Consider the following 21,903-nt stretch of genomic DNA (forward strand, 5'->3'; position numbering starts at 1 on the left):
GCGGGCATGGACCCGCCGACGTTCCTGCGATCAGCCGTTGGGCTGATTCGGAGCGCCGTCCATCGGCGGTGCCATCCCGGGTCCGCCGCCCTGTCCGGGAGCCGCGCCTCCCGGTCCGGGACCGTTCTGCCCCGGATCGCCGCCCTGCGCCATTCCGCCGAAGCGGCCCGACCGTCCGGTGCGACCACCCATCTGCCCGGATTCGGTGCCGCTCGTGATCGCGGTCGCGGTGGCGGTCCCGTTCGCCTCCGTGCCCTGAATGCGCACGGTGTCACCGACTTTCACCGCCGAATGCTGGGTGCTGCCGGAAATCGTGTAGGTCTGGGTGAAGTTGTCGGCGCTCTCGGCGGTGATCGAGGTGTCCGATACCGCGGTCACCGTGCCCGTCTGAGTGATCTCGGTGGTGTAGCCGCCGTTGCCGTCGCTGATCACGAACTGGCCGTGCAGGCTCTGGCCGGTCATGCCCATACCGCCCGGGCCCGCGGTGTTGTGCCCGCCGCCCCAGCTGGTCCCGGGCCCGCCCGGACCACCGTGCGCACTGCCGTCGGAATGTGTGGCCGCGTAGACGACGCCGCCCCCGGCCGCCGCGATCACCGCGGCGATACCGACCGCGGCCAGCGACTTCTTCGTCGACCAGGTGGCGGCCGGCCGGGTCTGCGGCGCGCCCCAGGTGTGTTCCGGCTCGGCCGGAGGCTGTGGGGTGGGCTCGGTCATCGCGTACTCCTTGTCGTCGAATGCGATCGCGGGCCGTCGATGCCGCGATCGCGTTGCTCGGTCAACCCTGCGGTGCGAAGCTGGGTCTGCGCTGTGGACTCGTTCGGTACCCGCTGTGGTGAACGCGCCGCGACCGCGGCACTCACAGCCGACCCCCAGACACGGCACAGCGGACACCTAGCCGCCGTTCCCAGACTGGGGTCATGACCACCACGAACACCCCGGCCGAGCGCGTCGTGATGCGCCGCGCGGACGGCAGCCCCGTGACCGTCCTCGTCGTCGACGACGAGCCGGTGCTCGCGGAAATGGTGTCGATGGCGTTGCGCTACGAAGGCTGGCAGGTCGTCACCGCCGCCGACGGCCGCACCGCGGTCACCGCGGCCCGCGAGAACCGCCCCGACGTGGTGGTTCTCGACGTGATGCTGCCGGATATGACCGGGCTCGAGGTGCTCGCGAAGCTGCGCCGCGATCTGCCGTATCTGCCGGTGCTGCTGCTGACCGCGAAGGATTCGGTCGAGGATCGCATCGCCGGGCTCACCGCCGGCGGCGACGACTACGTCACCAAACCGTTCAGCATCGAGGAGGTGGTCCTGCGCCTGCGCGCACTGCTGCGCCGCACCGGCATCACCACTGTCGACAACGACGCTCAGATCGTGGTGGGCGATCTGATGCTCGACGAGGACAGCCACGAGGTGACGCGCGCGGGCGAGCCGATCACGCTGACGTCCACGGAGTTCGAACTGCTGCGCTATTTCATGCGCAATCCCCGTCGCGTGCTGAGCAAGGCGCAGATTCTGGATCGGGTCTGGAGCTACGACTTCGGCGGCCGCTCCAACATCGTCGAGCTCTATGTCTCCTATCTGCGCAAGAAGATCGACAGCGGTCGCGAACCGATGATCCACACCCTGCGCGGCGCCGGATATGTCCTCAAACCCGCCGGCTGAGGCCCCGGCGAGCGAGCCGCGGTCTCGCCGTTGGTGGTCGGCGCGTGGTTGGTCGCTGCGCGCGCGACTGCTGGTCGGACAGTTGCTGTTGCTGGTGGTCGTGGTCGTGGGTATCGGCGCCGCAACGGAATTCGCGCTGCAGCAGTTTCTCGTGCATCAGCTCGACACCGAGTTGGTCGATGTGCAGAAGCGTTCCCTCGGCGAGGCCGGCGGTGGGCCGAGTCTCGGGCCGCCACCCGGCGATCCGGACCACGGCTATCGGCCGCCACCGAACCACGGCGGTCCCGGGCCGGATTTCCTGGACCGGCGCGGCATTCAAGCCGATACCGTCGGCGCCAGTATCGACGGCGCCGACGTTACCGCCGCCAAGATCGATGCCGACGGGACCCAGACCAGTTTGTCCGCGGCCGCCCGGCAGCAGTTGGCCCGGGTGGCGTCGGACGGCGATCCGGTGACCGTCGACCTCGACGGGCAGGGCTCCTATCGCGTGGTCGCGAATTCGACCTGGTCGGGCGCCACGGTGGTGACCGGTATGCCGTTGACCGCGGTTCACGCCACGCTGATGCGGGTCCTGCTGATCCTGGTGGTGGTCACCGCAGTGGTGCTCGTCGTCGCGATCACCGTGGGCATCTGGGTGATCCGCCGCGCGCTGGCACCGCTGGACCGAGTGGCCGCCACGGCCTCCCGGGTGGCCGATCTGCAGCTCGATCGCGGCGAAGTGGCGTTACCGGTGCGGGTTCCGGCCGACGACGCCGATCCGCGTACCGAGGTCGGACAGCTCGGTTCCGCGGTCAACCGCATGCTCGATCACATCGACAGCGCGCTGTCGGCCCGCCACGCCAGTGAGACGCGGGTGCGGCAGTTCCTCGCCGACGCCAGTCACGAACTGCGCACCCCGCTGGCCGCGATTCGCGGCTATGCCGAACTGGCCCAACGGAAACGGGCCGAGGTGCCCGGCGACGTCGCCAACGCGATGAACCGAGTGGATTCGGAATCGCGGCGGATGACGGCGCTGGTCGAGGACATGCTGCTGCTGGCCCGGCTCGATTCCGGGCGCGGCCTCGAACACGAGCCGGTGGATCTGACCCGGTTGACCGTCGACGCCGTCAGCGACGCCCACATCGCGGGCCCGGACCACCGGTGGAATCTGGATCTGCCCGGCGAACCGGTCGTCGTCACCGGTGATGCGGCGCGACTGCACCAGGTGCTGGCCAACCTGCTCGCCAACGCGCGGGTGCATACGGGCCCCGGCACCACGGTCACGGTCTCGCTGGAACGCGACGGCGCCGGCCGCGCGATCTGGCAGGTCGCCGACAACGGTCCCGGTATTCCCGCCGCACTGCAGCCGGAAGTGTTCGAACGCTTCGCGCGCGGCGATTCCTCGCGCTCGCGGCGGGCCGGAAGCAGCGGTCTGGGGCTGGCGATCGTCGCGGCGGTGGTGAAATCGCACGGCGGCGCGATCAGCCTCGACAGTGCACCAGGACATACGGTTTTCACCGTCCGGCTGCCGGAGGAGACCTCACAGCGGGCACACAGCGAAGCCCAAGGCAGCAACCACCTCGGTCGATGACGATCGACATATGACGACGACTGTGCTGGAAACGCCCCCGGCCGCGGTGACCGGACCGCCGCCGCCGCGGACCGCGAGCCCGCGGTGGCGGCAGCTGTCGCTGGTGGCGCTGCTGGCGGCCACCGCGCTGCTGTATGTGTGGGACCTGGGTGCCGGCGGCTGGGCCAACGAGTTCTACGCCGCCGCCGTACAGGCCGGATCGCAGAGCTGGAAGGCGATGCTTTTCGGATCCAGCGACGCCGCCGACGCGATCACCGTGGACAAGACGCCCGGCGCGCTGTGGGTCATGGATATCTCCGCGCGGATCTTCGGCCTCAACTCGTGGAGTCTGCTGGTGCCTCAGGCGCTCGAGGGCGTCGCCGCCGTCGCCGTGCTGTACGCCGCGGTGCGCCGGGTCGCCGGGCACTGGCCGGGAGTTCTCGCCGGTGCCGTTCTGGCGCTCACACCGGCCGCGGCGCTGATGTTCCGCTTCGACAATCCGGATGCCCTGCTCGTGCTGTTGCTGACCGCCGCCGCCTACTTCGTGCTTCGATCCGTCGAAAAGGACAGCGCCGCGTGGTGGTTGCCGCTGGCCGGGGCGGCCGTCGGATTCGGATTCCTGGCGAAGATGATGCAGGCGTTCATCGTGCTGCCGGTTTTCGCGGTGGTTTATCTGCTTGCGGCCCAAGTTACTTGGAAAACGAGGATTATCCGCGCGGTGGCGGCTGTGCTCGCGATGGTGGTGTCCGCGGGCTGGTATCTGGCCGTGGTCGCGCTCTGGCCCGCCTCCTCGCGGCCCTTCATCGGCGGCTCACAGCACAACAGCGTGCTCGAATTGACGTTGGGCTACAACGGTTTCGGGCGGCTCACCGGTGACGAGGTGGGCGGTCTGGGCAATATGAACTACGACGTCGGCTGGGCGCGACTGTTCGGCTCCGAGATGGGTGGTCAGATCTCCTGGCTGATCCCGGCGGCGCTGATCATCGGCGTCGCCGGTCTCTGGCTCACTCGTCGCGCGCCCCGCACCGATCCGACGCGGGCAGCGCTGGTGCTGTGGCTGGGCTGGCTGATACTCACCGGCGGAATCTTCAGCTTCGCGAGCGGCATCCTGCATCCCTACTACACGGTGGCGCTGGCTCCGGCCACTGCGGGCATTCTGGCGATCGGCGCCTGCCAATTGTGGTTGCGGCGCAACGACCTTCGAGCCACGGCGGTGCTGTCGGGCACGCTGGTGGTGACCACCGTTCTCGCCTGCCTCCTGCTCGCGCGCACCAGCGATTGGAATCCGTGGCTGCGGCCCGTCGTCGCGGTGGTGGGTGTGGGTGCCGCGGCACTGCTGCTGGTGGTCTCCCGATTGCCGCGGGCACTGGGTGCGGCGGTGGTGGCCGTGGCGCTGGCCGCCGGCCTGGCGGGGCCGACCGCCTACGCGTTGGCGACCGCGTCGACTCCGCACACCGGAGCGATTCCGTCCGCCGGCCCGTCCAGCGGGCGCTTCCCAGGCGGGATGCCGCCCGGCGGCGGTCCCGGCGCGCATGCCGGTGGTCCGATGGGCGGCCTCCTCGGCGGTATTTCCGTCGGCTCGACTCTGTCTGCGGCACTGCGCGACAACGCCGCCGCCTACACCTGGGTAGCGGCCGCGGTCGGCTCCAACAGCGCCGCCGCCTACCAGCTCGACACCGGCGACCCGGTCATGGCCGTCGGCGGTTTCAACGGCACCGACCCGTCACCGACCCTGTCCCGGTTCCAGGAGTACGTGGGCCGGCACAAGATCCACTACTTCATCGGCGGTGAAGGTATGGCGGGAATGCGCGGTGCCCCCAGCGGCGGCAGCCACGAGGCGTCCGACATCGCCCAGTGGGTAGCCGCGAACTTCACCGCCCGAACCATCGACGGAGTGACGGTCTACGACCTGACCACACCCGCCGAGTAGGGGCTGCATGCCGTGCCGCCCGGCGCGCAGAAGTGGCCGAATGGTTGGCATCGCTCACCGATGCGGACTTCGCAACCGCTCAGCGGAAACTCGATCTACTCGCCAGCGAACCGGATCGCCGATCACGAGATGTGCCGGTTGGTGATGGTGGCCAGTAGGTAATCGAGCGGCAGCTCGATTGTGCCGTCGATGGTTTCGGCGTGTGCGGCTACGAAAGTGGTGAGGTCGGTGTGCAATCGGTCCCAGCGGCCCTCGTCGATCGAGGCCTGCCGCTCGTGCATGACGTGGCCTGCGGTGCGGATGAGGAAATCCGCTCCGGCGCTGGGGGATTCGAAGCGCAGGGTGATGCGTTCCCGCGTACTGGTGGTGATGAGCATGCCGTGGGGCTGCAGGAGTGTTGCGAGTGCGTCGCGGTCGCCCCAGCGGCTCGGTGGGGCACCGGCAGGGGGTGGTGGCAGGTACGGGGCGAGGATGCGGCCCATCGCGGGCAGGGCGCTGCCCGGAAGCCACGACGCGAGCACGATCCGTGCGCCGCGGCCGGCGATGCGGGCGATTTCGGCTACCGCGGCGTCATGGCCGGACGCATACATCACACCGAACACCGAGACGACGACGTCCGCGCAGGCGTCGGGGAGCGGGAGATCGCCCACATCGCCGCGCAGCCACTGTATTCGGCCACCGTGTTCGGCGGCCCGCGTCGCCGCGATCCGCAGCAGCGTCGGTTCGAAGTCGATGCCGACGACCTCGGCGCCGCGCGCGGCCGCGAGCAGCGCGGCATTGCCGGTACCGGTGGCGATGTCGACCACCCGATCGCCCGGCGATACCGCTGCCGCCTCGATCGCGGCCACGGCCGCCGGGTACAACCGCGCCGCCATCGCCGGATAGTCGCCGTACCCCCACGTAGTCGCTGCCGTATCGTCCACCATCGCCTCCGTCGTCGAAGGCGCCCTTGGTCGTATCGGCGGACGAGCGTGGCGGAAACCGTTCCGTCGCAGCGCCTCTCGCCCGCTGCCGAGTGTAGCGGTGCGCCCCGGCCTAGACGAGCGGCCGCGCGGGGGTCACGGCCCGGTGGTGGACGACGAGGTCGAACCATTCGCTCAGGGAGCCGCCCGAGAGGTGGAACGCGCCGTCGTTCTCGGGGGCGTACACGGGGCCGATCACGCGGGTCTTCGTCGGCGCGGTGAGCCAGGTTCGCACCGAGTCCGGGCCCGGGGTTCGTAGATCCAGCAGGTAGGTGGCGATATCGACGCGGCCGAGTACGGCTTCGGCGAAGTCGACCGGTGGGGATGGGAAGGTGTGCGCGGTCGAGCCGTGGTCGAACGTCAGGCCGACGGACAGATAGCCGGAACCGAAATGCTCTCGAAGATGGCCGCCCGCGCTGCGATGAGTGACCCGCTTCTCGCCGAGGAGCACATTTCGTGCCGCGGCGGCGACCGTATGCGTCGTGCCGCCCCAATAGACGACCTTGTGCCCGGTGCGCTCGTGCCAGCGGATCACAGTGTCTGCCAGCATCTTTTCGATATCGCCGAGGTCGCCGGATTCCGCTGTGACCCGGCGCTCGGGCTCCGGATGGGCGATACGAACCGGATCGTCGGGGTGCTGCCGGTTGTATCGGCGTATCCATCCGACGACCTCGAATATCTCCTCGGTTCGCCAGAACGATCGGGCCCCGGCCAGCAGCGCGCGCGGGTCGCCGGCCCCGGTGCGCACGTACTCGTCGAGCGCGGCGCTGGTCGCATCGTCGCCCTCCAGGACGAGGCTGCGAAGTCCCGAGTGTTCCACGAGGAAACGCAGGATCCGATGGGCGGTCACCGACAGCTCGTGGGTGTCGCGGGTCGCGGCGCCCAGCGCGACGACGCGTGCGGCGCCGGCCGACCGGCGCAGTGGCGCCAGATCGGTGAGTGGATGCTCCGGGGCCGAGGCGGAGAGCGGATGAGCGTGCTGCTCGACCCATGGCGTCACGGTGTCGATCGAAGTGGTCATGCGGCAACTCTGGTACCCCAACCATGGTTGAGGTCAAGAAGCTCCTCACAGTCGGCGCATAGGTTCGGCAAAGAGCCGACCCACCTCCGGGCGCGATCCTCGATGCAACGGCCGCGGCAGACAGCCCGGCGACCGAGGCGGAGGAGAACCGTATGACGATCGCAGAGGCGCCGCGTCGGCAGGCCGAGCCGACCGGATCGCCGCCGCAGCCGGCGCGGTGGGGCGCGTTCCTCTCGGGACCGCCCGACCAGCCGCGATGGGCGCGGCCCGGGCTGCTGGTGCTGCTGGTCGCGACCGCGTTCCTGTATCTGTGGGGACTGAGCGCCTCCGGGTGGGCCAACGACTTCTATGCCGCCGCGGTACAGGCGGGCACGCAGAGTTGGAAGGCGCTGCTGTTCGGATCGCTAGACTCCGGTAACGCCATCACCGTCGACAAGCCGCCCGCCGCGCTGTGGGTGATGGGGCTGTCCGGGCGGCTGCTCGGATTCGGTTCGTTCTCGCTGCTGTTGCCGCAGGCATTGATGGGTGTGGCGTCGGTCGGGCTGCTGTACGGGGCGGTGCGGCGCTGGAGCGGTCCGGCGGCCGGACTGATCGCGGGTGCGGCGCTGGCGTCGACTCCGGTCGCGGCGCTGATGTTCCGGTTCGACAACCCGGACGCCCTGCTGGTGCTGCTGCTGGTCGCGGCGGCGTATTGCACGGTCCGGGCCACCGAGAAGGGGAGTGGTCGCTGGCTGGCGGCGGCCGGGGTGGCGGTCGGCTTCGGCTTTCTCACCAAGATGATGCAGGCGTTCCTGGTGCTGCCGGCACTCGGCCTAGTGTTTCTCGTCGCCGCGCCGATCGCACTGCGGGCCCGGATCCTGAAACTCCTGGGAGCCGTTGTCGCGCTGGTGATTTCCGGTGGCTGGTTCGTCGCGCTGGTGAGCCTGTGGCCCGCCGATTCGCGGCCCTACATCGGCGGCTCCACGGACAACAGCCTGCTCGAACTCGCCCTGGGCTACAACGGTCTCGGCCGCGTGATGGGCGGTGAAGGCAACGGCGGTGGCGGCGGTGGTCCCGGTGGGGGCGGCAACATCGGCTTCGGCGGCAGCACCGGAATCACCCGCCTGTTCGGCGACTCGATGGGCACCGAAATCTCGTGGCTGCTCCCGGCGGCACTGATCGGGCTGGTGGCCGGCCTGTGGTTCACCCGGCGCACACCCCGCACCGGACGCATCCGCGCGAGCCTGATCCTGTGGGGCGGCTGGCTTCTGGTCACCGGCGTGGTCTTCAGCTTCATGCAGGGCACGATTCACCCCTACTACACCGTGGCCTTGGCGCCGGCGATCGCCGCGCTGGTCGGCATCGCGGTGGTGGAACTGTGGCGCGGACGTGAATTCGCCTCTGCGCGTGCGGCCTTGGGTCTCATGCTGGCGGCGACCGGGGTCTGGAACTTCGTCCTGCTGGACCGCACGCCCGACTGGTACCCGGCGCTGCGCTGGATCGTCCTGATCGGCTCGATCGTGGTCGCGGCGGTCCTCGTCGTCGGCGCGCACGCCCTCGGCCGGATGACCGTGATCGTCGCGGCCGCCGCACTGCTGTTCGGCTTCGCCGGCACGAGCGCCTACGCCCTGGAGACAGCGGCGACCGCGCACAGCGGGTCGATTCCGACCTCCGGCCCCGACACTGGCCGCGGCATGGGCGGATTCGGTGGCGGACCCGGAGGTATGTCTCCGGACGGAAATGCCCCGGGTGCTTCGGTAACCGCGTCCGGCGCCACCGCACCTGATGGGACTGATTCGGGCACAACGGATTCGACATCCGGCGGCGCGACGAACGCGCAACCACCGGCGAGTGCCGACTCGACCGGCACCCGCGACGGCGGTCCCGGCGGAGGCAACTCCGGCAACACCGCCCTGCGGGAACTGCTGAAGAGTGCGAACAACCGCTGGGCGGCGGCCACGGTCGGCTCGCAATCCGCGGGCAGCCTCGAATTGTCCACGGGCACAGCGATCATGGCGATCGGCGGCTTCACCGGCAGCGACAATTCGCCCACCCTGGCCCAATTCCAGGACTACGTGAAGAACGGCGACATCCACTACTTCTTCGCGGGCGGCGGCCCCGGCGGCCGTGGTGGCCCGGGCGGCGGCTCCGGCAGCGCCGGCGAGATCACCAGCTGGGTCGAATCCCACTACACCGCAATAACTGTGGGCGGAACGACGGTCTACGACCTGACTCAACCCATCGACTGACAACCGAATCGGGGCCTTGCGATAGATGGCAGGGCCCCGATTCGCGTTCCGGACTCCGCGAGTCGCGGCTGCTACAAAAGGCCGTACACTCAGCCGAATTCGAGTTCCGACCAGGGAATGTCGATCGGAAACGGATGGTCGATGCGAACCGATTCCGAGGCGGTGGGTGACCAGGCGCCCGCCAGGACGTAGTTCGCCTGGTGCAGGACCGATACTCCGGGCGGCAGCGGCCCCACCTGCGGGGCCAGAACGTACGCGTGCACGTGCGCGATGGCGCTGCGTTGCGTGGCGAGGGTGACCTCCCAATACCAGGGAATCCCCGCCTTGGCATAGCGTGCCTTCTTCAGTTCCATATCCGCATCCGAATTCGATGGCGACAGCACCTCGCCCACCAACACGACGTCGGGGGAGCGGACATGCTGGTACGGCTGTTCGAGACAGCGGTGAACCATGAAATCCGGTGTTACGAAGTCGGACTTGCCGGACTTGCCGAAGAACACGTTGGTTTTCGTGCGCACACTCCAGCACTGTTCGGGATCGTCGGACATCTGTTTCCGAGCGCAGCGTCGAAGGCCGCTCCACAACAGGTTGGTGAACTCCTGGTGTTCACCGGGGCCGCGACGAAGCCACACCACCCGGCCCTCCCACAGCTCGATGCGAGCTGCGATGTCTTCGGGCAACTGCTCCAGCTCCTCCCAGGTCATGTACTCGGGAAGATCCGGTCGCGCGACATCCGGGCAGGACATGATGCCCATCGTAGCGGGCCGAACCGTGCTGTTCAGTGGCTCGACGTGCGGATTCGGAGGGCGGTCGTCCAGCGGGCAGGGGCGTGGGCGGTGGTCCGCCCACGCCCGAGTTCCGTCCTCAGTCGCTCTCGCTGTCGTGGGTGTGCTGTTCGTAGGGCTGGTTCATGGTGTGCTGGAACTTGATTGCGGAGGCGATGCCGACGGGGATGCCGAGGAGCGCGGCGCCGAGGATGGCGCCCATACCGCCCAGGACGCCCGCTCCGGCCAGGCAGCCGGCGATGAGGGTGAGTCCGGCGGCGTCGAGGACGGGCGCGCCGAACACCGCGCCCGCTACGGCGCCGACTCCGCAGCCGACGGCGAGGCCGATGAGACCGCCGGTCATCGTTCCGACGCTGGTAGCCAGGCCGAATTCGTTGATGGCGGCCTGGATCGCCGCATCGAATCGCTCGGTCTGCGGGTCGCCGTCGATATTCTCCAGGTGCAGTTCCGGCGTCGCCGCGCGTGCCGCCGCCCGCACCTCGGGTGCGGCGTGGACGGCGGTCAGGGCCTTCGGCTCGGTCGGGAAGGCCGGGACACCGGCGACCGTGGCGCCGGAGGCGTCGCGCACCTGGAATTGCCCGCCCGCCGCGACCAGCGTGGCCGTCGCGGTCTCGATCACTACGGACTGATCCGCGGTGGAGCTCGTGTACTGCACGCCCGGCATGATCTCGGTGCTCAGGACGTGATCTGCCGCCGTCGTGGGCGCGGCGGATGCGACAGCCGAACCGGCGCCCAACGCGCTCACCACCGTGATCGCCGTGACGGTCATGCGGGTGATCTTGTTCATCTGATCTCTGTTCCGTTCTGTGTTCTGCGCAGCGCTCGATGGAGCGGCATCAGACATTAACGGAAATGATTTCCATTTTCCATTCGGCGGGCGAGCCGAGTGGTGTGAAGTGGGTGAGCTCGTAATCAGCTGGAACGGCGGCTCCGTTCGGAAGCGCCGGCGGGCGCGTGCGTCAGCGCGGGCAGGAGGTAGGTGCGCAGATGATGGGACACCGCGGCGGGATCGTCGGGGTCGAAGGTGTCGCCGGGGACGGTGCCGAGGCTGATGAGGACCCGGGCCACCCACTCGGCGACCTCGGCCAGATCGTGGCCGGGGTGCACTTCTCCGCGTTCGGCGGCGCGGTCGATATAGGGCCGCCAGAATGCCGCGAGCGCGGGGACAAGGGCGGTGACGCCGGCGCCGGCGCAGGCCGCGAACTCCTCGGGTTCGGACGAGCGCAGGCGCATGAGCAGCGCGCCCGGATCGTCGTAGGCGCCGCGGCCGATACGCACGCCGATGGTGAGCTGTTCGGCGAAGGTGTCGATGCGGTCGAGTTCGGCGCGGGCGTCGTTCCACCAGGTGTCGGTGAGCCGCACGATCGCGGCGCCGATCAGCGCGGGCTTGTCCGGGAAGTGCCGGTACAGCCAGGCGCGCGAGACGCCCGCCTCCTCGGCCACCTCCATCATCGTGGTGGCGCGAATTCCCTTGGCGGCCAGCAATTTCTGTGTCGCTTCCAACAGCCGGTCGACCACCGTCGTGGTCGTCGTGTCGCTCATCCGCCGCCCCTTTCGCCGCACACCCGTACCGGTTCGCTGTCGACCGGTTTCGGGAAAACCCTAGCAATGTGTGGACAGATCTGAGAATGTGTCTACTAGTAGACACTATCGAGAATCTGTCTACACGCCCATGGCGTGAAAGGAGTGGTGATGTATCAACCGCGTACCGCGGTCATCGGCGCCGGAATCAGCGGTCTGACCGCCGGCAAGATGCTCGGCGACTACGGGGTGCCGTATGTGTGCTTCGAATCCTCGGACCGTGTCGGCGGCAACTGGGCCTTCGGCAATCCGAACGGGCACAGCAGCGCGTACCGCTCCCTGCACATCGACACCTCCAAACATCAGCTGTCGTTCCGTGACTTCCCGATGCCGGAGGAATTCCCCGACTTCCCGCACCACACCCAGATCAAGCAGTATCTCGACGATTACTGCGCCGCCTTCGACCTCTACCGTTCCATCGAATTCGGCAACGGTGTCGAACACGCGCGGCGACTGCCGGGCGGCGGCTGGGAACTGCGCACGCAGCGAAACGAGGTGCGCCATTTCGATTTCCTGGTCGTCGCCAACGGGCACCACTGGGACCCGCGCTATCCGGAATTCCCGGGCGAATTCACCGGCCGCACCATGCACGCCCACCACTACATCGACCCGCGCACCCCGATGGACTTCTCCGATCAGCGCATCCTGGTGGTCGGACTGGGCAACAGCGCCGCCGATATCGCGGTAGAGCTGTCGTCGAAGGCGCTGGGCAACAAGCTGACGCTGTCCACTCGCTCCGGCGCCTGGATCGTGCCGAAGTACATCGCCGGTAAGCCGGCCGACAAGTACTACCGCACGAGCCCCTACATCCCGTTCTCCTGGCAGCGCAAGATCGCGCAGTGGGGACAACCGCTGACCGCGGGCCGTCCGGAGAACTACGGCCTGCCCACACCGAATCACAAATTCTTCGAAGCGCACCCGACCCAATCGGTGGAACTGCCGCTGCGGCTGGGTTCCGGCGACGTGATCCCGAAACCGAATATCGACCGATTCGACGGCGCCACCGTGCATTTCGCCGACGGCACCGCCGACGATTTCGACATCATCATCTACGCCACCGGCTACAACATCACGTTCCCGTTCTTCGATCCGGAGTTCATCAGCGCTCCGGACAACAAGATCGATCTGTACAAGCGGATGTTCCTGCCCGGTTTCGAGGATCTGGCCTTCGCCGGATTCGCCCAGTCCACCCCGACCCTGTTCCCGTTCGTCGAATGCCAGGCGCGACTGATCGGGGCCTATGCGGTGGGCCGCTACCGGCTGCCGTCGGCGGACGAGATGCGGCGGGTGATCGTCGCCGAACAGCACCACTACACCGGCCATATGGTGCCCAGCGCCCGGCATACCCAGCAGGTGGACTACTTCCTCTACGAACACGATATGCGGGTGCGTGAGATTCCGGCCGGCGCCGAGCGGGCGCGGCTGTCGGGGCCGCCCCCGTGGGCGCGCGTGGCGGAGACGGATCGACCGGTGGGAGTGGCACAGTGACGACGTATCGGCAGGTCGAGTTCACCTCGGCCGGAACCACCTGTAACGCATGGTTTTTCGAGGGCACGCCGGACGGGCCGTTCGACGGTTCCGCCGGCCGTCCGGTCGTGGTGATGGCGCACGGATTCGGCGGGACGAAGGATTCCGGACTGGAACCGTTCGCACAGCACCTCGCCGCGGCCGGACTGGCCGTATTCGCTTTCGACTACCGGGGTTTCGGCGCCTCCGCCGGTGAACCCCGGCAGCGGGTCTCGATGGCCGCACAGGCCGAGGACTACCGTGCCGCGCTGTCCGCGGCCGCACGGCAGCCCGGCGTGGATCCGAATCGACTGGTCGCCTGGGGCATCTCACTGTCCGGCGGCCACGCCCTCACCGTCGCCGCGGACCGGACCGACATCTGCGCGGTCGTCGCGCTCGTGCCGCTGGTGAACGGATTGGCCGCGGGCCGAGTCGCTTTCGCGCAGGTCGGCGCCGCGGCGATCGCGAAATCCACGGTGTCGAGTGTGCGCAGCGCCCTGGCCGGACGGTTCGGCGGTAATCGGGTGATGATGCCGCTGGTCGGCAGGCCCGGCGAACATGCCGCCCTGACCGCCGACGGCTACTACGAGAGCTATACCGCACTCGCGGGCCCCACCTGGCGCAACGAGGTGGACGCGGCGATCGGTCTGGAACTGGGCAGCTATCGCGCCGACCGACGGGCCGCGCGCATCACCGCGCCGGTGCTGATGCAGATCGCCGACTTCGACCGCGCCGCGCCCGCTCACGCCGCGGCCAAGGCCGCGTTCGCCGCACGTGCCGAGGTTCGCCACTACCCGTGCGACCACTTCGACATCTTCGCCGGCAACGACTGGTTCGAGCCCGCCGTCGACCATCAGGTGCACTTCCTGACCCGCCATCTCGCCGCCGACCGCGCGATCGCCGAGGGGGCACAGCGATGAGTACAGCCGGTGAAGCGGCGAATGCCCCGGAGGCAGCGCCGACCACGCGGGGCGCGATGGTGATCGGCGGTGGCTCCGGCATCGGCCGCGCCACCGGACATGCGCTGGCGCGCGACGGGTTTCGCGTCGTGGTCGCCGATGTGAATCTCGAGGCGGCGCGGAGGGTGGCGGCGGAGATCGGCGATCCGGCGAGCGCGGTGGCGCTCGATGTCACCGACGAGGCGTCGGTGGCAGCCTGCTTCGAAGCGAGCGGCCACCTTCACGCGGTGGTGAACTGCGCGGGGCTGCCGCTACCCGGCCCGATCACCGAACTCGAACTGGCACACTGGAAAACGACGGTCGACGTCTGCCTCACCGGATCGTTCCTGGCGATCAAATACGCGGGCCGCCACCTGGCCGACGGCGGATCCATCACCTGCATCGCCTCCCTCAACGGCCGCCAGCCCGGAACCGGGATGGCCGGTTACTGTTCGGCCAAGGCGGGTGTGCTGATGCTGGTGGAGGTCGCGGCGCTGGAGTTGGCCGAGCGCGGCATCCGGGTGAACGCGATCAGTCCGGGCCTGGTCGACACTCCGCTGGTCGCCGGTATCGCCTTCGTTCCAGGGCTGACCGAGGAGTACCTCGAGAACACCCCGCTCGGACGCAGCGGCCGACCCGAGGAAATCGCCGAGATGGCAGCCTTCCTGGCCTCCGACCGGGCGGCGTGGATGACGGGTGCGGCCATCGATCTCAACGGCGGCGCACATCTGAAGCGCTATCCCGACGTCCTGGCCCGAGTGCGGGCGCTGGCCGAGGGTTAACGCGCCGCGTGCGGGTAGGTGTGCTGATGCAGGCGGTGCAGGAGCGCCTGCATCAGCCCCGACTCGAAGGCCGACGCCAGTGTCCCCTCGGTGAAGCGGTCCGCGCGCACCAGCAGGGTCAGGTATTGCAGGCACTGCTGTGCGGTGCAGGTCGCCAGCGCCGCGCGGTCACGGCGCTGGATCGCCTGCTGTCCCTCTTCCCAAGCGCCCCAATTGAAGTGGGTCAGCAGCAGATGCCTATCGACCAGGAAGCGCACCACCTCGTCGACGAGCGGCGCCTTCCGCGACCAGGCCGAGCCGGAGGCCGCTTTGTCGACTCGGCACACCAGATCGGTGAGCACGCCGCGATCGTGGGCGGTCAGCCGCGCCAAAGCGGCCTCCGCCGATTCGACCGTCATGGGGTTGGCCTGCGTCACGATCCGACACCTCCGTCATGTGAAAACTAGGAATTTCATACCATGAGGTGTGTAGTTCTTCTCGGCGCAGTCTCCGATGCCGGCTAGCGGCGGGGCTCCGCATCACCGTCGGCAACCAGGAACACCGGCAGTGTCGAAGGATCGCCGATGAACTCGAATTCCGCACCGCGCGTGTCGACTTCGCCGTCGGTGGCCAATGAGATCGGCGGCCCGTCCACGCGTACCCGCAACTTGTCCGCATGCCGGTGGACGTAGGTGGGCGAATCGCCGAGGGTGCCGGTGAGCGACGCCCAGATCAGCCGCAACCGGGAGAACCGCCGGTCCGCGCGCAGATACCGGATATCCAGACCGGCGCCGTGCAGATCGGTTCGGGCAGTGGGCACCTGATCGCGGGGGCGGTAGGCTCCGTTGCCCACGAACAACATCCACACCGAGGCCGGAACGCCGTCGATGGTGGTGCGCAGCGGCTGGGCGCGCACGAGCACGCACACCATCGCCACCGCCGCTGCCGGCCATTTGCCGATGCGATGTTCCCAGCGTTCACGCAACCGGACGAAATCGGGATAACCGCCGAGGCTCGCGGTGTTCACCAGGGTGCGTTCGCTGCCGTCGTCCAGGCGCACCCGCGCGGTGTCGGCTAGCGCGACCTGTCCGGAGGACAGTGCGGCGAGGGTGGCGGCGATGTCCTCGACACCTATGTCCCGGGCGAAGTGGTTCAGGGTGCCGCCCGGGAAGACGGCCAGCGGAAGTCCGTGCCGCACCGCCGCTTCCGCGACCGCCGAAACCGTGCCGTCCCCGCCCAGGACGCCGAGCGCGCGGATCGATCCGGATCTCACCCGGGTGTCGATCTCGGCGTCCAGGTCGATGTCGTCGCCGAGTTCGAGCAGCGTCGCGGCCGGAAGCTTGCGGATCAGATCGGCCAGCAGTCCGCCGCCGTCGCCGCTGCCGGAGTTCGGATTGGCGACCAACAGCAGGCCGTCGCCGCCGATCAGGGGTTCGATCCGCTGTGCCGGGCCGACCGTCGCGGGTTCGTCGCGACGCACCGCCCACCACCGCCTGGTGCCGACCGCGACGGCGCCGCCGAGTGCCGCGCCGGCGAGCACGTCGGTGGGCCAGTGCGCGCCCACGTGAACCCGCGAGTACGCGACCGCGGCTGCCACGGGCGCCACCGCAACCGCCAGTGCCGGTGATTCCAGCGCCACGCCGGTGACGAAGGCCGCCGCCGAGGCGGCGTGGCCGGAGGGAAACGACGACGAGATCGGTGGCGAGATCAGGCGCCGCATCTGCGGCACCGCCTCGGCGGGTGGCCGGCGCCGCGGGAACAGTGGTTTGCCGACACCGTTGGCCAGCCCGCTCGCGATGCCGACGGCGACGAGTCCGCGCGCCGCGGCACGGCGGTGAGTCGTGGTCCCGACGGCGATCGCACCGACACCGGCCGCGATCCACAGCCGATTGGCGTTGGCGGCGTGGCTCAGCGAACGCAGCACGGTGTCGGCGGTACTCGGGCGCAACCGTGCGCTCCGGTCGACCAGTCGCCGATCCAGAGTATTGATTCCGCGAACCCGCCGCGGGACGAGAGGCCTGCGCATTCACCCGAGCGTACCCGGCACGGCGCGCCGGGCACATCGAACAACCGGACTTATCGGGCAGCCTCGTTGGGGGCGGGCAGTTCGGCATGCCGGGCGAAGGCCTGGTCGATGAGCTCGGAGGCCGCCCGGGTGACGATCAGGCGGGCGATGGCCACCTCGGTTTCCAGCCGTGCGCGGTCCTTGCTGTCGCGCTGCGAGCGCTCGTAGGCCTGCCCGGCCAGGCAGTAGAACAATTCGGTGGCGTAGCGATCGGCGATCTGATTGCAGTCCGCGCGCAGCCGCTCCACGAGCTGGAAGGCGGTGGCGTCCGGCACCCCGCTGTCGATGAGGCGCGCGGCGAGATCGCCGCAGCGCGGATTGGCGACCCGGTAGGCCTCCAGCGGGTCGGAACTGCCGGCCAGCGCCTGCTTGACGTAGTCGGGCAGATCGGCGAGCGGATCGTCGCCGACCGGTTTCTCCTGTGCCGCAACGGGTTCGCGCTCGCCCGGACTGTCGCTGACCCCGAGGACGTCGGCGAGCCCGTCGCCACGATCCCATGCCTCGAGCAGTTCGCGGATCCCGTTGAGCTTCATACCTCGGCTGAGCAGCCGGCTGATCGTATGCAGCCGCTCCAGATGATCGGATCCGTAGTAGCCGATGCGCCCCCGGACTTCCGGTGACGGCAACAGCCCTCGTTCGTGGTACACGCGGACACTGCGCACGGTGGTGTCTGCTGCCCGCGCCAGCTCGTCGATCGTGTACTCCGAGTGCACAGCCATACCTCTTAGGAAATCACAACTTACCCCGTAGAAAAACGGACCGTACAAAAACGTCCCGTTAAGTGACGATACATCCGTGCAACGACTTGGTCAATGTGCCGTTAAATAGCGGCGAAAGTGGTTGCTGACAGCCAAATCGTGGGTTAACGTGCCGAGTACAGCAGTTCGCTGCTGGTTGCCGGGGACTGTTGAGCAGCCCCGATGCCCGCCCGACCCATAGGCCACGTCTGCGAACCACACGGTGATTGCACACGTGTGTCCTCGGCATCCCCGGAGACGGAAATGAGCACAATTCACTCGCGTCGGCTACCCCTCGGATCCCCTGTGGCGCCGCCGCTTTCGACTGTTCCCACGCCCGCCGTAGCGACCGTCGCCGTCGCGGCCGCGCACCGCCCGCCGTGCGCCGACGGACCCGACGACTGGGACCTCGACGTCGGCACCCCCGACTCCTGGCGCGCCGCGGTCCGGATCTGCGCGAGCTGCCCGCTGCTGACCGAATGTTCCCAGCTCGCAGAGGCTTTGATCGCTCGTGGCGACGGTCCCCGGGCCATGATCTGGGCCGGAGTCGCCTACGACAGCGCCGGCAAGATCGTGGAGAACCTCGATCGGCATCGGACGGCCCCGCTGGATCACAAACGGCCGCTGCGGATCATCCGGACCGGCGCCCGGCCGGTCTGTGTGGAACCCGCGCCCGCGACGCCGCGTCGTCGTATCGTGCTGGGGCGCCGGTTGCGACCGGCAGCGACCGGTGGCTGCTGAGAGCCGTCACCATCGACAGGCGAAAACTACTGTGACGGTGGGTAATTCATGACTGTGCTGGCGTTGGAAATCGGCCCGGCGGGCTTCGCGGCGACTCGCGTGGCAGACGATGTCGGTACGGACGATATTCGCCGGGCTCCGATCCCCGCCGCCGGCGCCTGGGAAGCCTGCCGGACACTGCTGCACGAGACCGCCGGCGGCGAGGATGTGGCGGCGATCGGGATCGGATCGTCAGGGCCGATCGACATGACCGCCGGCGTCGTCGCGCCGACCGCGGTCAAGGAGTGGCAGACCGGTTTCGAGCTGGTCGATTCCGTGAAGAAGGCGTTCCCGGGCGCCAGTGTGCAACTGGGGCTGGACGGTGTGTGCCTCGCGCTGGCCGAACAGAATTTCGGCGCGACGGGTCAGGTGATGGACGCGGTGTCGATCGCCGTATCGGATCGGATCAGTGCCGGGGTGATGGTCGGCGGCCTGGTGGTCGTGGGGCGTACCGGCAATGCCGGTCATCTGGGCCATCTGCTCGTTCCCGGTTACGACGAACCGTGTGAATGCGGTGGTCGAGGCTGTCTCGAAGCCGTCGCGGGTGGCCTCTCCGCGGTGCGGTGGGCTCGGGGCAGGGGCTGGCCGGGAGCCACGGTGGCGGAACTGGTTTCGGCGGCGCAGTCCGGCGACGAGGTTGCGGTCGCGGCGTTCGAACGGGTGGGTACCGCGTTGGGACGGGCCATCGCTTCGATCGCGCCGCTGCTCGATGTCGGTCTCGTCGTCGTGGGCGGTTCGATGGCCACGGCCGGCCCAGCGCTGTGGAAGCCGCTGAACACGGCCGTGGCCACCCATGCCCGGGCCGGCTTCCTGGCCGCACTGCGAGTGGTCCCTTCGGAATTGGAGGATCTCGGCGTCCTGGCCGGGGCGGGGGTTCTCGCCCTGATCGCGGCCCAGGACTAGCGGCACCGTCGTCGATCACGGCCGAAGGCGCGCAGGATGCGGGCGTCGGCCGTGATTTCGCATGTTCAACGTCTGTTTACGAAATGGGCGTTCGTTCAACATGGTTCACTTGCAGTGGTCGGACTGCTGACCAGTGCAGTTGTTCTTCTCCTATTGATCGCACCGCTGGATAACGGTACATTGTCTAGGTCACGATGATCGTCTGAACCCGTCGGTCATGAGTGCGGAGGAACGGCTGGTGCAGGGCAAGTGCGATGAGTGACGCGGTGATCGGATGGACGACGATCGAAACATTGACGCCGGAGACGATGTCGGTCGCCTCGGTCGGGGAAACGCCCCGCGAGTTCGCGGCGTGGCAGCGTGTGCTGCAACGGCAGCTGGCGAAGATGCCCGCGATCTACGACGGCCTGACGACCGCGCGGATCGCCGAGGCCATGATCTCGGCCCGCGATCACGCGCAGGAGGTCGATCTGCGGATCGCGACCCGCTCGGGTCCGCATCGGCTGCTGATCAAACCCGTCTTCGGTCCCGCCGGTGACGTCCATGCCATCCGGCTGTGGCTGGGTCCGGCGACCGCGGAGGTGCCGGCGCTGCGTCCGGCGGTCGGAGCGATCTGGGATCTGTCGACACAGACCATCCAGCTGCCGGGCGGTATCGCGCGATTGTCGGGGATGTCCGCCGAGGAGTACGTGCCGCGGATATCGATCGCCGAACTGTTCCACCGGATGTCGGGATTCGACCGGCACACCGAGGTGCTCGATCTGCTGTACGAGCCGACGGCCGGCGCCAAGATGCAGTTCGACGTGACCGTCCGCGCCGACGGTGAACGTCCCGGCCGCTGGCGCATCACGATGCGCGCACGGAACGACGAACGATCCAGGGGCGCATGGCTGTTGATCGAGGAGATCGGCGCCGAGCGGGCGTCGATGTCGTGGTCGACGCTGGAGCAGGTCGGTCTGCGGGAAGCGCATCGCCGTGCCGGCACTCATCTGGCTGTGGTGCAACTCGAATACACGAGCATTTCGCACTGGCTGACCGATCCGGCGCCCTGGATCAGGTGGGACTATCTGTTCCGGCCGATCGACGTCTTCCATCCCGACGATCGCCATCGCCTGCTCGCCCTCGACGAGCGGTTGCGCGCGGGCGACACCGCCGGGGTGACCGTCCGGGCTTTGAATTACGGTGGCGGGTACACCCCGACCTCCCTGCTGCTGTACCCCTATCCGGGATATTCGGCGCGGCAATTGGCGATCGCCCAGATGGTTCGCGTCGCCGACGATCTCCCGGTGATGGAGCCGCAACGGCAGTCCTCGGGGCTTCCGCATCTGCACACCCCGATCGGCTACGACGACCAGCTGCGGCATCGTCTGGCCGGCCGGATGAAGCGCAGCCCCGCGTACTGATCGCCTTCCCACGGCAGGGAACAGTCCGAAGGGTGAATGCCCTTGTCCTCTCTACCATTCCGAGAGTGCGGGCAATTGCTGGTAGATCGGCGGATTCGGGCGAAGCACTGCTTCGCCGGATGGCCGCGCGACGCCGCCGCGACAACATCCTCGTCGCGGTACTGGCCGTACTAGCCGTCCTCGGCGGTGGACATGCCGTCCTGTCCTGGTTCTCGGAGCCGCCGCAGGGGCCGTCCGACGCGAACACGACGACCCTGATCGGCCATGCTCAGCTGGCGGCATCGTTCGCCGAGGACTTCGTGGTGAGCTACCTCGGTTCGAGCGCGGGGCAGCAGGATCGGATCGCCGACTATGTCGATCCGGGCCAGCAGATGCGCTTGCCGGCCACCGCGCATCCGGTGAGCGACCCGATGGTCGTCCACGTCAGCCGCACCGAATCGACTGCGAGCGTCGAGATCTGGGCGGTCACGATATCGGTGCACCCGGGTCGGACCGGCAGCGTGACCGACGCCCGCCAGTACTACCAGGTCGCGGTATCGGTGACACCGGACGGCCGCAGGCGCGCGCTGTCGCTGCCGGCCGCGGTGGAGCCGCCCGGGCGTGGCCCGGATATCGCCCTCGCCTACGGCACGCCCTGCCCCTCGGATACGCCGCTGGCCGATGTCGCCACCGGCTTTCTGACTGCCTATCTGACCGGATCGGGGGATGTCGCCCGCTATACGGCCGTCGGCGCCGGGATCACGGCATTGCGCCCGGCTCCGTTCACCGGCCTCGAGAGCGTCTCGGTCACGGCGGACGAATCCAGTTGCGGCAGTAGCGGAAACGCCGCGAAAGTGCTCGCCACGGTGGCGCCGAAGGGAAGTGGTGGCGCCTCGGTCTCGCTGTCCTATCCGCTCACCATGGTGCGCCCCTCCGGACAGTGGCAGATACAAGCCATCGATCGTGTTCCGGCGCTGACGAATCCGCTCACGGTCGTGAACGGCACCGGTCCCGGCGGCGCCGGCGCACCGGCGCCGAGCAGTAGCCAACCCGCCGCACCGACGACGACCGTGCAGATCCCGCCGGCGACGCAGAACTGATCCGAGAAGGGACGCTC

At 68.7% G+C, this 21,903-nt stretch carries 20 protein-coding genes; 11 read left to right on the forward strand and 9 right to left on the reverse strand.

From position 1 onward, the window contains the following. Positions 1 to 30: 30 nt before the first annotated feature. On the reverse strand, positions 31 to 714 hold the full coding sequence (locus tag ACPCUW_RS13240; protein ID WP_423425036.1) for a hypothetical protein: 684 nt from the start codon (positions 712 to 714) through the stop codon (positions 31 to 33). Positions 715 to 953: 239 nt separating this feature from the next. Here ACPCUW_RS13240 and ACPCUW_RS13245 point away from each other — a divergent pair, with 239 nt between their 5' ends. Genes ACPCUW_RS13245 through ACPCUW_RS13255 form a run of 3 tightly spaced genes read left to right on the forward strand, consistent with a single transcriptional unit; the run spans position 954 to position 5,137 of the window. Then, positions 954 to 1,658 (forward strand): response regulator transcription factor, encoded by a 705-nt coding sequence (locus ACPCUW_RS13245; RefSeq protein ID WP_062963626.1) that lies wholly within the window; start codon positions 954 to 956, stop codon positions 1,656 to 1,658. Then, positions 1,636 to 3,228, forward strand: coding sequence for an ATP-binding protein (locus ACPCUW_RS13250; protein WP_423425038.1), 1,593 nt, complete (start codon positions 1,636 to 1,638; stop codon positions 3,226 to 3,228). Before ACPCUW_RS13245 ends, ACPCUW_RS13250 begins: the two co-directional genes overlap by 23 nt. A 10-nt stretch (positions 3,229 to 3,238) precedes the next feature. Further along, positions 3,239 to 5,137, forward strand: a complete 1,899-nt coding sequence (locus ACPCUW_RS13255; RefSeq protein WP_423425039.1) for a glycosyltransferase family 39 protein — start codon at positions 3,239 to 3,241, stop codon at positions 5,135 to 5,137. A 122-nt stretch (positions 5,138 to 5,259) separates the two neighbouring features. On the opposite strand, the gene ACPCUW_RS13260 is transcribed toward ACPCUW_RS13255, so the two are convergent. Both ACPCUW_RS13260 and ACPCUW_RS13265 read right to left on the reverse strand, forming a co-directional pair. Then, positions 5,260 to 6,060, reverse strand: coding sequence for a class I SAM-dependent methyltransferase (locus ACPCUW_RS13260; protein ID WP_423425040.1), 801 nt, complete (start codon positions 6,058 to 6,060; stop codon positions 5,260 to 5,262). A gap of 112 nt (positions 6,061 to 6,172) precedes the next feature. Continuing rightward, positions 6,173 to 7,120 carry an erythromycin esterase family protein gene (locus ACPCUW_RS13265; RefSeq protein ID WP_423425041.1) on the reverse strand — a complete coding sequence of 316 codons (948 nt, stop codon included), beginning with the start codon at positions 7,118 to 7,120 and terminating at the stop codon, positions 6,173 to 6,175. Positions 7,121 to 7,272: 152 nt separating this feature from the next. Here ACPCUW_RS13265 and ACPCUW_RS13270 point away from each other — a divergent pair, with 152 nt between their 5' ends. Then, positions 7,273 to 9,348 (forward strand): ArnT family glycosyltransferase, encoded by a 2,076-nt coding sequence (locus tag ACPCUW_RS13270; protein ID WP_423425043.1) that lies wholly within the window; start codon positions 7,273 to 7,275, stop codon positions 9,346 to 9,348. 89 nt (positions 9,349 to 9,437) lie between these two features. Here ACPCUW_RS13270 and ACPCUW_RS13275 read toward each other — a convergent pair whose 3' ends face one another. From ACPCUW_RS13275 to ACPCUW_RS13285, 3 genes are all read right to left on the reverse strand, one after another. Continuing rightward, positions 9,438 to 10,094, reverse strand: coding sequence for a Uma2 family endonuclease (locus ACPCUW_RS13275; protein WP_423425045.1), 657 nt, complete (start codon positions 10,092 to 10,094; stop codon positions 9,438 to 9,440). 118 nt (positions 10,095 to 10,212) lie between these two features. Next, positions 10,213 to 10,920, reverse strand: a complete 708-nt coding sequence (locus ACPCUW_RS13280) for a hypothetical protein (protein ID WP_396930549.1) — start codon at positions 10,918 to 10,920, stop codon at positions 10,213 to 10,215. Between the two features lie 125 nt (positions 10,921 to 11,045). After that, entirely contained in the window at positions 11,046 to 11,675 is a 630-nt protein-coding gene (locus ACPCUW_RS13285; protein ID WP_063010429.1) for a TetR/AcrR family transcriptional regulator, read from the reverse strand. 150 nt (positions 11,676 to 11,825) lie between these two features. Here ACPCUW_RS13285 and ACPCUW_RS13290 point away from each other — a divergent pair, with 150 nt between their 5' ends. Genes ACPCUW_RS13290 through ACPCUW_RS13300 form a run of 3 tightly spaced genes read left to right on the forward strand, consistent with a single transcriptional unit; the run spans position 11,826 to position 14,940 of the window. Further along, entirely contained in the window at positions 11,826 to 13,202 is a 1,377-nt protein-coding gene (locus ACPCUW_RS13290) for a flavin-containing monooxygenase (RefSeq protein ID WP_423425047.1), read from the forward strand. Further along, entirely contained in the window at positions 13,199 to 14,140 is a 942-nt protein-coding gene (locus ACPCUW_RS13295; RefSeq protein ID WP_423425049.1) for an alpha/beta hydrolase, read from the forward strand. Before ACPCUW_RS13290 ends, ACPCUW_RS13295 begins: the two co-directional genes overlap by 4 nt. Then, the gene (locus tag ACPCUW_RS13300; protein WP_423425051.1) at positions 14,137 to 14,940 is read left to right on the forward strand and encodes an SDR family NAD(P)-dependent oxidoreductase; all 804 of its coding nucleotides are present in this window, start codon (positions 14,137 to 14,139) and stop codon (positions 14,938 to 14,940) included. Before ACPCUW_RS13295 ends, ACPCUW_RS13300 begins: the two co-directional genes overlap by 4 nt. Here ACPCUW_RS13300 and ACPCUW_RS13305 read toward each other — a convergent pair. The 3 genes from ACPCUW_RS13305 to ACPCUW_RS13315 all read right to left on the reverse strand — a co-directional run bounded on the left by ACPCUW_RS13305 (position 14,937) and on the right by ACPCUW_RS13315 (position 17,703). After that, positions 14,937 to 15,356: a DUF6508 domain-containing protein gene (locus ACPCUW_RS13305; protein ID WP_146100734.1), complete on the reverse strand. Its 420-nt coding sequence runs from the start codon at positions 15,354 to 15,356 to the stop codon at positions 14,937 to 14,939. The two genes, ACPCUW_RS13300 and ACPCUW_RS13305, sit on opposite strands and share 4 nt — an antisense overlap. An 83-nt stretch (positions 15,357 to 15,439) precedes the next feature. Continuing rightward, on the reverse strand, positions 15,440 to 16,945 hold the full coding sequence (locus ACPCUW_RS13310) for a phosphatase PAP2 family protein (protein ID WP_423425053.1): 1,506 nt from the start codon (positions 16,943 to 16,945) through the stop codon (positions 15,440 to 15,442). Between the two features lie 50 nt (positions 16,946 to 16,995). Continuing rightward, positions 16,996 to 17,703, reverse strand: a complete 708-nt coding sequence (locus tag ACPCUW_RS13315) for a MerR family transcriptional regulator (protein ID WP_030517942.1) — start codon at positions 17,701 to 17,703, stop codon at positions 16,996 to 16,998. A gap of 282 nt (positions 17,704 to 17,985) precedes the next feature. Here ACPCUW_RS13315 and ACPCUW_RS13320 point away from each other — a divergent pair, with 282 nt between their 5' ends. The 4 genes from ACPCUW_RS13320 to ACPCUW_RS13335 all read left to right on the forward strand — a co-directional run bounded on the left by ACPCUW_RS13320 (position 17,986) and on the right by ACPCUW_RS13335 (position 21,886). After that, positions 17,986 to 18,462, forward strand: a complete 477-nt coding sequence (locus ACPCUW_RS13320; RefSeq protein WP_146100964.1) for a hypothetical protein — start codon at positions 17,986 to 17,988, stop codon at positions 18,460 to 18,462. Between the two features lie 48 nt (positions 18,463 to 18,510). Then, positions 18,511 to 19,404, forward strand: coding sequence for an ROK family protein (locus ACPCUW_RS13325; protein WP_063010441.1), 894 nt, complete (start codon positions 18,511 to 18,513; stop codon positions 19,402 to 19,404). Positions 19,405 to 19,658: 254 nt separating this feature from the next. After that, positions 19,659 to 20,807 (forward strand): GAF domain-containing protein, encoded by a 1,149-nt coding sequence (locus ACPCUW_RS13330; RefSeq protein ID WP_423425055.1) that lies wholly within the window; start codon positions 19,659 to 19,661, stop codon positions 20,805 to 20,807. A gap of 119 nt (positions 20,808 to 20,926) precedes the next feature. Continuing rightward, a complete protein-coding gene (locus ACPCUW_RS13335) occupies positions 20,927 to 21,886 on the forward strand; it encodes a conjugal transfer protein (RefSeq protein WP_423425057.1) in 960 nt (319 codons plus the stop codon). The last annotated feature ends 17 nt before the right edge of the window (positions 21,887 to 21,903 follow it).

The organism is Nocardia sp. AB354 (assembly GCF_049538315.1).
Lineage (GTDB): Bacteria > Actinomycetota > Actinomycetes > Mycobacteriales > Mycobacteriaceae > Nocardia > Nocardia nova.